Origin of the sequence: Aeromonas sp. S16(2024) (assembly GCF_041403065.1) — a bacterium.
GTDB lineage: Bacteria > Pseudomonadota > Gammaproteobacteria > Enterobacterales > Aeromonadaceae > Aeromonas.
Genome location: NZ_JBGLQX010000036.1, coordinates 1 through 12,635 on the forward strand (window position 1 = coordinate 1; position 12,635 = coordinate 12,635).

Sequence of the window (12,635 nt, forward strand, 5' to 3'; positions counted from 1 at the left end):
AAACGCGGTAGCGCCGATGGTAGTGTGGCATTCGCCATGCGAGAGTAGGACACTGCCAGGCTTCAATTAAGCAATCACAGCGATGTGGTTGGTCGCGATACGACGTCAGGTCGTATTGGACAGAGGATTTAGATAGCGCACACAGTGCGGTCTTTACCGGTTAGTGTGCTGATATGGCTCAGTTGGTAGAGCGCATCCTTGGTAAGGATGAGGTCCCCAGTTCGACTCTGGGTATCAGCACCATTATTAAGTAATACAGCTTTTGCCTGACGGCAATAGCGCCGTGGAACCACCTGATCCCATGCCGAACTCAGAAGTGAAACGCGGTAGCGCCGATGGTAGTGTGGCATTCGCCATGCGAGAGTAGGACACTGTCAGGCACCTATTTAGAAGAGGCCTCCCATTCGGGAGGCCTTTTTGCTTTGGGATTTTTTCGATGCAGTCCGGCTTCTTTTAGTAAAAATGCTGGGCTGTCAGCGGCTTGCCCGTTACTCTTGGTCAGGTATTGTCGGGAGTCATCGCCAGAGGAGTATGCATGGCCACGTTGAAGGAAATTGCACAGGAGGCGGGGGTGTCCCAGGCCACTGTGTCGCGGGTGCTCAATGAAGATCCGACGCTGAGCGTCAAGGAAGAGACCAGGCAGAAGATCTTCGAGATTGCCGAGCGGCTGGAGTACAAGACCAGTAGCGCCCGCAAGGGGGTTCACAAGAGCAAGCTGCACTTCCTGGCGGTCTATGCCTACCCCCAGAGCACAGAGGTCAACGACCCCTACTATCTCGCCATTCGCTATGGCATCGAGACCCAGTGCGCCCGCTTCAACATAGAGCTGACCCATTTCTATAACGGCGCCGAGGGGCGTGAGCTCTCCGCCGTCGACGGCATCCTGGTCATCGGCCACCTGCCTGAGGAGCGCCTGACAGCGCTCCACTCTCTCTCTGCTCAGCTGGTGTTCGTGGATTGCCGCTCCCAGGGGGAATTTGACTCCGTGGATGTGGATCTGGCGCTCATCAGCCAGCAGGTGGTGGACTTCTTCATCGCCCAGGGGCATGGTCGCATCGGCTATATAGGGGGTCAGGATGAGGCGCCGGATCTCCGTGAACTGGCCTTCCTCGACTACGGTCAGCGGCTGGGGGTGGTGCAGGAGAGCGATCTCTATCGCGGGGACTTCTCCAGCGCCTCCGGCTACCGACTGGCAAAAGAGATGCTGGCAGGGGACTGGCCCAAGGCGCTGTTCGTCGCCTCCGACTCCATCGCCATTGGGGTGCTGCGGGCCATTCACGAGAGGGGGCTGGCGATTCCCCAGCAGATTGAGCTGATCAGCGTCAACGACATTCCGACCGCCAAGTTCACCTTCCCGCCGCTCTCCACTGTGCGGATCCACTCCGAGTTGATGGGCTCCCAGGGGGTCAATCTGCTGGTCGAACGGCTGCGTGACGAGCGTGATATTCCCCTTCGGGTACTGGTGCCGAGTCGCCTGACCCTGCGTGGTACCACTCGTTGATTTTAGTAAAATAAAGGCTGTTTTAGTCGCGCCATCTTGCGGTGGCGCGGCCTCATCCCTTCATCATTCTCTCCCTTATTTCTCCTGATAAATGCATAATGCATTGTTTTACAGTGGTTTTAGCCATTTTTTGCCTGCATTTATCAACATCCATGCCACTCCTGAGCACTCTGTTCCCTTTATCTTCCGATTCTGATCTCGCTCACAAAACCATCCAGCCATTGTGATCAGGTTAAAACTTTACCGATCCAAAACTGATATTTAGTAAATATTTATCTAAAGTTTACCCAGTCAAAGTTGCCTTGTTCCGGGAGGACATGTGAATAACTGGGAAAACGTCCAATTCGTTGGTGAAAACAGGCTGGCTCCGCGTGCCTACTTCTTCTCTTATGCCGACCACGCGCTGGCGGCCACCATGCAGCGCGAGCTGAGCCGCCGTTTTCTGGGCCTTAGCGGCCGGTGGCAGTTCCACTACTTCGACCACCCCCTGCAGGTGCCGGAAGTCTTTTACCACAGCCCCATGAGCGACTGGGGCCAGATCACAGTGCCAAACATGTGGCAGATGGAAGGGCATGGCAATCTGCAGTACACCGACGAAGGTTTTCCCTTCCCCATCGACGTGCCCTTCGTGCCGACCAACAACCCCACCGGCGCCTATCAGCGCAGCTTCACGCTGAGCCAGGCCTGGGACGGCGAGCAGGTAATCATCAAGTTTGATGGGGTGGAGACCTATTTCGAGGTCTATGTGAACGGCCACCATGTCGGCTTCAGCAAAGGCAGTCGCCTCACCGCCGAGTTCGATATCAGCGCTTACGCCAAGGTTGGCGAGAACCTGCTGTCGGTGCGGGTGATGCAGTGGGCGGACTCCACTTACATAGAAGATCAGGACATGTGGTGGATGGCGGGGATCTTCCGCGACGTCTATCTGGTGGGCAAACCGGCCGCCCATGTACAGGACTTCTTCATCCGCACCGCGCTGGCCGACGACAGCGCCACCCTGAGCTGCGATATCCAGCTGGAAAATCTGGGGGCACCTGCCCGTGATCACCGTCTGGTCTGGTCCCTGCTGGATCAGGGCAGCGAGATCGCCAGCGGTTCGCTCGACAATCTCGCCATCGACGGCAAGTGTGATTGCCGCTTCACCCTGGATCTGGCCAATCCCCATCTGTGGAGCGCCGAAGATCCTTACCTCTATCAGCTGCAACTCTCCCTCTACAACGGTCAGGGCGAGCTGCTGGAAGTGATCCCGCAGCGGGTCGGGGTGCGTGACATCAAGGTCAAGGATGGTCTCTTCTACGTCAACGGCCACTACCTCAAGCTGCACGGGGTGAACCGTCACGACAACGACCACCTCAAGAGCCGCGCGGTCGGCATGGACCGTGTTGAACGCGATATTGTGCTGATGAAGCAGCACAACCTTAACTCGGTGCGCACCGCTCACTACCCGAACGATCCGCGCTTCTACGAGCTGTGCGATCAGTACGGTCTGTTCGTGATGGCGGAGACCGACGTGGAGACCCACGGCTTTGCCAACGTCGGCGATCTCAGCCGCATCACCGACGATCCCTTCTGGGAGCCGGTGTTCGTGGACCGCATCGAGCGCCACGTTCACGCCCAGAAGAACCACCCCTCCATCATCATCTGGTCGCTCGGCAACGAGTCCGGCTACGGCTGCAACATCAGAGCCATGTACCAGCGCTGCAAGGCGATCGACCCGACCCGACTGGTGCATTACGAAGAGGATCGCGATGCCGAGGTGGTGGATGTGGTGAGCACCATGTATTCGCGCGTCTCCCAGATGAACTGCTTCGGCGAGTTCCCGATGGAGAAGCCGCGCATTATCTGCGAATACGCCCACGCCATGGGCAACGGCCCGGGTGGCCTGAGCGAATACCAGCAGGTATTCGACCGTCACCTTCACATTCAGGGCCACTACATCTGGGAGTGGTGCGATCACGGCATTCTGGATCAGGACGAGCAGGGCCGCGCCGTTTACAAGTACGGCGGCGACTACGGCGACTACCCCAACAACTACAACTTCTGCATGGATGGCCTCATCTATCCGGATCAGACCCCGGGGCCTGGCCTGCGCGAATACAAGCAGGTGATCTGCCCGGTCAAGGTGCGGGCGCTGGATCTGACCAGCGGCAAGCTGGAAGTGGAAAACCGCTACTGGTTCTCCACTCTCGACGACATCCGTCTGCTGGTCGAGGTGAAGGCAGAGGGTGAACTGCTGGCCAGCCAGCAAATCCGGCTGGAAGGGGTGGCCCCCGGTGCCATCACCGAGTTGCAACTCGAACTGCCATCCCTCGATGGGCGGGAAACCTTCGTCCAGCTGCGGGTCATCAAGGCCAGTGCCACCCGTTACAGCGCGGCGGAGCACGAGCTGGGCCAGTACCAGTTCCGGCTGAAAGAGTCGACTCGCCAGCTGCAGCCCTTTGCCAATCCCAACGCCACTGCGTTGCAGATTGCCGACGAGCGCCTCGCGCTTGTCTTAAGCGGCAGCGGCTTTGCCCTGCGCTTCTCGCGCCTTGACGGCAAGCTGGTGAGCTGGCAGCAGGACGGTGTCGAGCTCATCGAGCGCTCGCCGCGCCTCACCTTCTTCAAGCCGATGATCGACAACCACAAGCAGGAGTACGAGAGCCTGTGGCACCCGAATCACCTGCAGATCATGCAGGAGCACTTCCGCACCTTAAGCTGGCGTCAGCTGGGCGAGGCGGTCGAGGTGACGGTCGAGAGCCTGATCGCGCCGCCGGTGTTCGACTTCGGCATGCGTTGCCGCTACGTCTACACCCTGAGCCCGAACGGCCAGTTGCATGTGGCACTGTCCGGCCAGCCCTACGGCGGCTATGACGACATCATCCCCAAGATCGGCTTCGAGCTGGGCATTCGTCAGGATCTCGATCGGGTGCACTACCTTGGCATGGGCCCGGGCGAGAACTATCAGGACAGTCGCCAGAGCAACTGGATTGACAGCTTCAACAGCACAGTCGGCGAGATGTGGGAGCACTACCCCTTCCCGCAGGACAACGGCAACCGCCAGCAGGTGCGCTGGGCGACCCTGACCAACCGTCACGGCGCCGGTCTCTACGTGCGGCCCGATGCCCCCATCAACCTGAGCGTCTGGCCCTACAGCTGGGAGCATATCCACGGGGCGCAGCACATCAACGAGCTGGAGCCTAGCGGCTATCTCACCCTCAATCTGGATCACAAGGTGCTGGGGCTGGGCTCCAACTCCTGGGGTTCCGAGGTGCTGGACTCCTGGCGGGTGCGCTTCGAGCCGTTCAGCTTTGGCCTGACCCTGCTGCCCATCGCCCGTGGCAATCTCAATCCGGCTGCGCTGGCCGGGCTCGATCTCAGCATCAACGGCGGGAGGAACCTCGCATGATCACCTTAGGCAACCTGACCCTGTTCAAAAACATCTACCGGGAGGGCAAGAAGTGGGGCCGCTGCGTGGAGGCCATCGACAACCTGGCCAACCTCAAGCCCGGCATCTGCCACTCCATCGGTGACTCCCTCACCTACCGCTTGCAGGAGGGGGTCAGCCCGGCCACCTCCCTGTTTGAGGGGCAGCGCCGCTACTTCGACGTCCACTACTACCTGGAAGGGGAAGAGACGGTGGAGTGGGCTGCCAAGCGCGAGCTGGGCGTCGAGCTGGCCTATGACGACACCACGGATCGCGAGTGGCTGGCCGGTGAGGTGCGTGAGCGCCAGAAAGTCGGCAACGGTCAGGTGGTGATCTTCGAGAACGACGAGGCTTACCGGTTCGTCGGCGACGGGCCGGTGCGCAAGCTGATCATCAAGGTCACGGTCGAAGGCGGCTACTTCAAAAACAAATAACAAGCCGCTGTTTTTGCACTGATAAAAGCCGGAAGGGCGGGGCTCACCCTACAACCCATGCCCCGCTCTTTCGCGGAAATAACTACAGGTCTGGAGATGGAAAATGTCAGATGCCAAACGCAATACGATAGGCAAGTTCGGTCTGCTGTCGCTTACCTTCGCGGCGGTATTCAGCTTCAACAACGTCATCAACAACAACATCGAGATCGGTCTGGCGTCCGCTCCGATGTTCTTTCTGGCCACCATTTTTTACTTCATTCCGTTCTGTCTCATCATTGCGGAGTTTGTGTCACTGAATAAGAACTCCGAAGCGGGGGTGTATGCCTGGGTGAAGAGCTCCCTCGGCGGTCGCTGGGCCTTTATCTCCGCCTACACCTACTGGTTCGTGAACCTCTTCTTCTTCACCTCCTTGCTGCCGCGGGTCATCGCCTACGCCTCCTACGCCTTCCTCGGCTACGAATACATTTTTACCCCGGTGGCGACCACGGCGTTAAGCATGGTGCTGTTTGCCTTTGCCACCTATGTCTCCACCAACGGCGCCAAGATGCTAGGTCCCATCACCTCGGTGACCTCGTCCCTGATGTTGCTGCTGACCCTCTCCTACATTCTGCTGGCAGGTGTGGCGTTAGTCGGTGGTGTGCAACCGGCCGATCCCATCACGGTGGAGGCCATGGTCCCCGATTTCAGCTGGGCCTTCCTCGGCATTACCACCTGGATCTTTATGGCGGCCGGTGGCGCCGAGTCGGTCGCTGTCTACGTCAATGATGTGAAAGGGGGCTCCAAGTCGTTCGTGAAGGTGATCATCATCGCCGGGCTCTTTATCGGGGTGCTCTACTCCATAGCGTCGCTGTTGATCAACGTCTTCGTTCCGAGCGATACCCTGCATTTCACTGGCGGCTCGGTACAGGTGTTCGAGGGGTTGGCTGCCCATTTTGGTCTGCCCGCCGTGTTTATGAACCGCTTCGTCGGGCTGGTCTCCTTTACCGCCATGTTCGGCTCCCTGCTGATGTGGACGGCCACTCCGGTGAAGATCTTCTTCTCCGAGATCCCGGCTGGCATCTTCGGCAAGAAGACGGTCGAGCTGAACGAGAACGGCGTGCCAGCCCGTGCCGCCTGGATCCAGTACCTGATCGTATTTCCGCTGATGGTGATCCCGACCCTGGGCTCCAACACCGCGCAAGAGCTGATGAATACCGTCATCAACATGACCGCTGCCGCCTCCATGCTGCCGCCGCTGTTCATCATGCTGGCCTACCTCAATCTGCGCCTGAAGCTGGACCACCTGCCGCGTGATTTCAAGATGGGCTCACGCACCACGGGGATTGCCGTGGTCTCTGTGTTGATCGCCATCTTCTCGGTGGGCTTCCTCGCCTCCACCTTCCCGACCGGCGCCGACATCATGACCATCGTCTTCTACAACGTCGGCGGGATCGTGATCTTCCTCGGCTTCGCCTGGTGGAAATACAACAGATACGAGGCCTCCCTCAGCGCCGAAGCGCGCGCGAAAGAGGCCCAGCCGGCGGCCCAGGTTGCCATGCAGACGCCATAAGCACCGCATTGACTCCCAATCAAACCGGGTGGCCGTTGGCCACCCGCAAACCGTTGAACCAGAAAAGGAAAAGAGAATGAGCGAGACGATCGAGTTTGCCGAATTCAAACGGGTGGAGATGAAGGTGGGCAAGGTGCTGGAGGTGGTGCGCCACCCCGGGGCCGACAAACTCTATATCGTCCAGATTGACGTGGGGGGCGAGCGGCCGCTGCAGACCGTCACCAGTCTGGTGCCCCATTACAGCGAAGAGGAGCTGATGGGTAGCGAGGTAGTGGTGCTGACCAACCTCAAGCCCACCAGGATGCGCGGCGAGCGATCCGAGTGCATGTTGCTCTGCGCCGAGACCCCGGACGAGAGCCAGAGCGTGTTGTTGCAGCCCAGGGTGCCGATGGCGCCGGGCACCCCGATCGTTTAAGCGATCGACTGATGTAACGCCGGGGCAGCAGAGCTGCGTCGGTGTGTGAAGGGGCGCCATGAGCTGCCCCTCTGACCATAACAAGAGAGTAAACGGCGCGGCCAGCTGGCGGGCGCCGAACACATTCAGAGTCACAGCGTTACCCGCAGGGAACGCGATTCCATTGGAGGAGATATGTCTGATTCCGTACGCGGCACCATAGGCAAGTTTGCCCTGTTGTCGATGACCTTTGCCGCCGTGTTCAACGTGCGCAACATCGTCAACAACAACATAGAGCTGGGGCTCAGCTCAGCCCCCATCTTCCTGCTGGCCACGCTCGTCTACTTCGTGCCCTTCGTCTTCATCATTGCCGAGTTCGTCTCGGCCAACAAAAACTCCGAGTCGGGGATGTACGACTGGCTGAAAAAGCCGCTCGGTACCCGGATGGCCTACCTCGGCTCCTTCCTCTACTGGTTTGTGAACCTGTTCTGGTTTATCTCGTTGCTGCCCAATGTCATCGCCTACGCCTCCTACGCCATGCTGGGCTATGAGTACAGCTTCTCTCCCATGGTGACCTCGATCATCTCCATACTGCTGTTTGCGGCGGCGACCCATATCTCCACCAAGGGGGCAACCTGGCTGGGCAAGATTGCCGAGATGGTGGCCTACGGCGTCTTCGCCCTGTTCGCCATCTATGTGTTGGGTGCCCTGACCGCGCTCGGTGGTGATCATGTGGCGGCCGAACCCATCACCATGGCAGCCATGACCCCCACCATCAACTGGGCGACGCTCGGCATCATGTGCTGGATCTTCCAGGCGGCGGGTGGTGCCGAGACGGCGGCTGCCTATCTCAATGATGTGAAGGGTGGCCAGAAGTCCTTTATCAAGGTGATTATCTCTGCCGGTATTCTCATCGGTGCCATGTATGCGCTGGGTTCCCTGCTGGTGAACGTCTTCGTGCCGCGCGAAAGCCTCACCTATGCCGGCGGCATGGTGGAGATCTTCACCGGCATGGCCCAGTACTTCCAGATCTCCGAGACGCTAGTGGGCCGTGCGGTCGGTATAGTGCTCTTCATCGCCATGTTCGGCTCCATGATGATGTGGACCTCGGCGCCGGTGAAGATCCACTTCTCCGAGATCCCCCTGGGGGTATACGGCGACAAGACCACCCAGCTCAACAAGCACGGGGTGCCGGTGCGCGCCGCCTGGTGGCAGTTTGTCTTCGTGTTCGTGATGCTGGTGGTCAACGGCTTCGGCTCCGAGTCGGTGCAGCAGATGATGAATACCGCCATCAACCTCACCGCAGGTACCGCCATGCTGCCGCCCATCTTCATCATGGTGGCCTACTTCGTGTTCCGCTGGAAACATGACGACACCCCCCGGGACTTCCGCATGGGGTCGCGCACCTTCGGCATGGCGGTAGTCTCTGTGCTGATCACCATCTTCGTGGTGAGCATGAGCGCCTCCGCCTTCCCGGCCGGGGTGGATCTGGTGCGCGCCTTCTTCATCAACGTCTTCATGACGGCCGTCTTCTCGGCGCTGGCCTACTGGTGGATCTCCCGCTTCGAGAAGCGTCAGGCCCGCAAGCTGGCGGCCGGGGGCAAGGCGGGTGGCGACACCCTGGCCCGGCAGATCTGAGCATCGACTGCGGTGCAGCACGGGTGGCCTCTGGCCACCCGTTTTTTTGTCTCTGCGGCCCGCCATGGCCGCCCCGGGTGTTTAGTTTTAAAGCACAAAAAACCAACTCGTTTAATTTCACTGAATGCCTGGGGCCGCCGCTCAACTTTGCGCCACCCTGTGTTCGGGGTAAGCTGGGGTTTCGTATCGAGGGTCGCCGTCAGAGGATACCCTCCTGTGCCCTGTCGTCCCCATCCGGTGCGGGACGCGCTTTCTCTGGAGACTCCCCGTGCGTCTGGATCCCTTTACCTCTGTGCTGATTGCCGTGGTGGCCCTGGCCTCCTTCTTCCCCTGCGAGGGGCAAGTGGCCGTCTGGTTCGCGCTGCTGACCAAGCTGGCGGTGGCGCTCTTGTTCTTCATGCATGGCGCCAAGCTGTCGCGCCAGAACCTGCTGGCGGGCCTCGGCCACTGGCGGCTGCACCTGGTGGTGATGGCCAGCACCTTCCTGCTGTTTCCGCTGCTGGGGCTCTTGCTCACGCCGCTGGTGCCCCAGTGGCTGAGCCCGGCCATCTACCTCGGCTTCCTCTATCTGTGCGCCCTGCCCGCCACGGTGCAGTCGGCTATCGCCTTCACCTCCATGGCGGGGGGCAATGTGTCGGCGGCGGTGTGCAGCGCCTCGGCCTCCAGCATCCTCGGCATCTTCCTCTCGCCTGTGCTGGTGGGGTTGATGATCCAGGTGCAGGGGGAGGGGGTCGACACCTGGCACTCCATCCAGGCCATCATGGTGCAGCTGATGCTGCCCTTCGTGGTGGGTCATCTGTCGCGTCCCCTCATCGGTCGCTGGGTCGACAGCCACCGGCCGCTGATCGGCAAGCTGGATCAGAGCTCCATACTGCTGGTGGTCTATGTGGCCTTCAGCGAGGCCGTGGTGCAGGGGATCTGGCATCAGGTCGGCTGGTACGATCTCGCCAGCATAGTGCTGCTGAGCTGCGTCTTGCTGGCGCTGGTGCTGGCTTGGAACCTCTGGATCAGCCGCCGCCTCGGGTTCGAGCGGGCGGACGAGATCACCATAGTCTTCTGCGGCTCCAAGAAGAGCCTGGCCAATGGGGTGCCCATGGCCAACGTCATGTTCCCCGCCGCCAGCGTCGGGGTCATGGTGCTGCCGCTGATGATCTTCCACCAGATCCAGCTGATGGTGTGCGCCGTGCTGGCCCGCCGCTACCGCGAGCAGGAGCCCCTGCCCCAGGCCCAGCAGGGGTAAGATGCCCGGATAAAAGAGAGGGAGGCCATGGGCCTCCCTCTTTCGTGTGCCGCTTCGTCAGCGTTTGCGCCAGACGGTGAGCTGGGCCAGGGTGTGCTGGTGCTTGCGGGCGGTTTCGCGGATGACGAAGGGGACGTCTCTCGGCGGGCACAGCTCCTCGAACTCCGCCGCCAGCAGCCGTTGCAGCGCCTGATGGGTGGAGAGGGCCTCGCCGTTCTCCCGGATGCCGCCGAGCCAGTTCGCCTTGGGAGTGTAGTCGGTCAGCCAGGTGTAGGGGCTGGTGAGCACCAGCAGGCCGCCGCTGCGAAGGCGCGGAGCAATGTCCCGCAGGAAGCGGGCGGGTTCGCGCAGCCGGTCGATCAGGTTGGCGGCGAGCACCAGATCGTAGTGCTCGTATTTGGGCTTGAGGTTGCAGGCATCCCCCTGGCTGAAGTGGACCCGATCGCTCTGCTCGCGGCCCAGATCATGGCGGGAGAGGCGCGCCTCGCAATACTCCACCAGATCCCCCTCCAGGGGCAGGGCATAGCGGAAGCTGTCCTGGCTGGCCAGCGCCAGCGCCACGTCGATGAAGCGGGCCGAGTAGTCCACCCCGTCCACGTGCCGGAAGTGGCGGGCCAGCTCGAAGCTGGCGCGGCCGGTGGCGCAGCCGATGTCCAGCGCCCGCTCATGGCGGCTGCACAGCTCGCTGGCGAGGCTGGCCAGGGTCTGGGCGTAGTTGGCAACCCCGAAGTGGGTCGGGCCGTACTGGAAGTCGAGGTACTGCGCCACCAGGGCGTCGGTTTCATAAGGGTTCACTGTGATGGCTTCCTGATAGCGTGAGACCAGATAGCGGAAGCCCGCATGCTGGAAGAAGTGGCGGCGGAAGGCGTAGCGGGACGACTTGAGCGCCTCGTTGCCTGTGCTGATCCAGCTGCCCCCCTTGATGAGGCTGTGCTTGCCATCGAAGGTGGGGGTGGAGAAATCGTCGTAGAGCGGGTGCACCTTGAACCCCTCGAAGCCGTCGATGGCGGTGCTGGTCCACTGCCAGACGTTGCCCACCAGATCGAAGAAGTCGCCCTGGGGGCAGGCATCCACCGGGCAGGAGGAGGCGAAGCGGGCCAGGTTGATATTGCCGGGTGCCTCGATCCAGTCCGGTTGATCCCCGGGCACCTGCTCGCGCAGCAGCGCCCACTCTCCCTCGCTCGGCAGCTGTATGGGCAGGCCGGTCTGGGCTGCCTTCCAGCGGCAGAAGGCGGCGGCCTCCAGCTGGTTCACCTCCACCGGCCAGTCCCAGGGCAGGGGAACCTGCTCCGTCATCAGCCGCAGTTGCAGTTGCTCGGGCTCGTTGGGGTCGCCGACCCAGAAGCTGGGCATGCGCGCCTTGGCATACTGGCACCAGCCCCAGCCCTCGTCGTCCCACCAGGCCCGGGTCTCATAGCCGCCCGCCTGCACGAAGGGGAAGTACTCGGCATTGCTCACCAGCATGCGGCTGGCCTGGAAGGGGGCCAGCTCGATATGGCGCTCGCCATATTCGTTGTCCCAGCCGTAGGTGGCGTCCTGCTTGCCGAGGCGGACCTTGCCGCCCGCCACCGGCAGCAGGCTGTTGGCGGGCACCTGGTCGCGCCTGTGGCGGGCCTGGGTGCAGGCGGGCCAATAGGGCTGCGGCTGCACCCAGGCCAGGGGCAACTGGCGGATCAGTACGCTGGAGGTCTCCAGGTGGATGCGCTCGTGCTCTATGCCCATCAGGATGACCCAGGCCGGGCTCTGCCAGTCGATGGGCAGGGTCAGCGGCATACGTTCGATGAAATCACACACCAGGGCGCGCACGCGGCCACGGTAGTCGCGCAGTTCGGCCACAGCGGGCCAGTCGTAGTGGGTCTCGTCCAGATCGTCCCAGCTCATCTCGTCCACCCCTATGGCCACCATGGCCTCGATGCGGGGATCGAGGCGCCGGTCGATGAGGCGCGCCGCCAGCAGCTTGTTGATGAAGAAGGCGGCGGTGTGGCCGTAGTAGAAGATGAGGGGGTGGCGCAGGGGGATCGCCTTGTTGAACCAGGCCCGCTCATCGGCCAGGCAGTCAAACAGGCTGTCGTAGAGATCGAAGGTCTGACAGAAGTAGTCGAGCAGCTCGCGGCGCTTGCGCTCGGGATGGTCGCCGCCGAGCAGCGGGGTGCGGGTCGGGGCTGGCAGGCCCTCTGGGCTGGCGAATGGATGGCTGACTTGGGTCACGCTCTGACTCCTTGTTGGCAGTGACAAATGCACGGTGGAGAGCTCTATACGCACAAGGTATCACTATTGGCTCAACAGACCGGGGCGGCAACCAAAAACTTGCTCCTCCGGCGGCGACTGGCCCTGCCGGCGGGCTGTCTCCCCCCGTTCGGGCATGGTGAGTTTGACCAACTTATGGTCTGAATGGCTCTCAGAGATGAAGGGTATGGTGAAGATGAAATCTGATTTTCAGTTTAAAATCATAGCCTTGTGTCTGTGGCATGTG

General features: G+C 61.2%; 8 protein-coding genes, 1 tRNA gene and 1 rRNA gene. 9 read left to right on the top strand and 1 reads right to left on the bottom strand.

Features of this window, described 5'->3' with window-relative positions:
- The first annotated feature begins 167 nt into the window (after positions 1-167).
- From ACB030_RS19020 to ACB030_RS19060, 9 genes are all read left to right on the top strand, one after another.
- Positions 168-243 (top strand) — tRNA-Thr (locus tag ACB030_RS19020).
- 22 nt (positions 244-265) lie between these two features.
- Positions 266-380 (top strand): 5S ribosomal RNA (rrf, locus tag ACB030_RS19025).
- A 155-nt stretch (positions 381-535) separates the two neighbouring features.
- On the top strand, positions 536-1,501 hold the full coding sequence (gene ebgR / locus ACB030_RS19030) for a transcriptional regulator EbgR (RefSeq protein WP_317841764.1): 966 nt from the start codon (positions 536-538) through the stop codon (positions 1,499-1,501).
- Between the two features lie 319 nt (positions 1,502-1,820).
- A complete protein-coding gene (gene ebgA / locus ACB030_RS19035) occupies positions 1,821-4,889 on the top strand; it encodes a beta-galactosidase subunit alpha (RefSeq protein ID WP_371161966.1) in 3,069 nt (1,022 codons plus the stop codon).
- Positions 4,886-5,341 (top strand): beta-galactosidase subunit beta, encoded by a 456-nt coding sequence (locus ACB030_RS19040; protein WP_371161968.1) that lies wholly within the window; start codon positions 4,886-4,888, stop codon positions 5,339-5,341. The genes ebgA and ACB030_RS19040 overlap by 4 nt, the downstream gene beginning before the upstream one ends.
- Before the next feature lie 103 nt (positions 5,342-5,444).
- A complete protein-coding gene (locus tag ACB030_RS19045) occupies positions 5,445-6,890 on the top strand; it encodes an amino acid permease (RefSeq protein WP_371161970.1) in 1,446 nt (481 codons plus the stop codon).
- A gap of 76 nt (positions 6,891-6,966) precedes the next feature.
- Positions 6,967-7,305, top strand: a complete 339-nt coding sequence (locus ACB030_RS19050; protein ID WP_043163426.1) for a tRNA-binding protein — start codon at positions 6,967-6,969, stop codon at positions 7,303-7,305.
- Between the two features lie 174 nt (positions 7,306-7,479).
- Positions 7,480-8,922, top strand: a complete 1,443-nt coding sequence (locus ACB030_RS19055) for an amino acid permease (protein WP_371161971.1) — start codon at positions 7,480-7,482, stop codon at positions 8,920-8,922.
- A 268-nt stretch (positions 8,923-9,190) separates the two neighbouring features.
- Entirely contained in the window at positions 9,191-10,162 is a 972-nt protein-coding gene (locus ACB030_RS19060; RefSeq protein ID WP_371161972.1) for a bile acid:sodium symporter family protein, read from the top strand.
- Between the two features lie 57 nt (positions 10,163-10,219).
- On the opposite strand, the gene ovoA is transcribed toward ACB030_RS19060, so the two are convergent.
- The gene (gene ovoA, locus ACB030_RS19065) at positions 10,220-12,370 is read right to left on the bottom strand and encodes a 5-histidylcysteine sulfoxide synthase (protein WP_371161973.1); all 2,151 of its coding nucleotides are present in this window, start codon (positions 12,368-12,370) and stop codon (positions 10,220-10,222) included.
- Positions 12,371-12,635 lie beyond the last annotated feature (265 nt).

What these genes read in the sequence shown, in the direction of transcription:
- ebgR (WP_317841764.1), top strand. Translation starts at nt 536, where the DNA reads ATGGCCACGTTGAAGGAAATTGCACAGGAGGCGGGGGTGTCCCAGGCC.
- ACB030_RS19040 (WP_371161968.1), top strand. Translation starts at nt 4,886, where the DNA reads ATGATCACCTTAGGCAACCTGACCCTGTTCAAAAACATCTACCGGGAG.
- ACB030_RS19045 (WP_371161970.1), top strand. Translation starts at nt 5,445, where the DNA reads ATGTCAGATGCCAAACGCAATACGATAGGCAAGTTCGGTCTGCTGTCG.
- ACB030_RS19050 (WP_043163426.1), top strand. Translation starts at nt 6,967, where the DNA reads ATGAGCGAGACGATCGAGTTTGCCGAATTCAAACGGGTGGAGATGAAG.
- ACB030_RS19055 (WP_371161971.1), top strand. Translation starts at nt 7,480, where the DNA reads ATGTCTGATTCCGTACGCGGCACCATAGGCAAGTTTGCCCTGTTGTCG.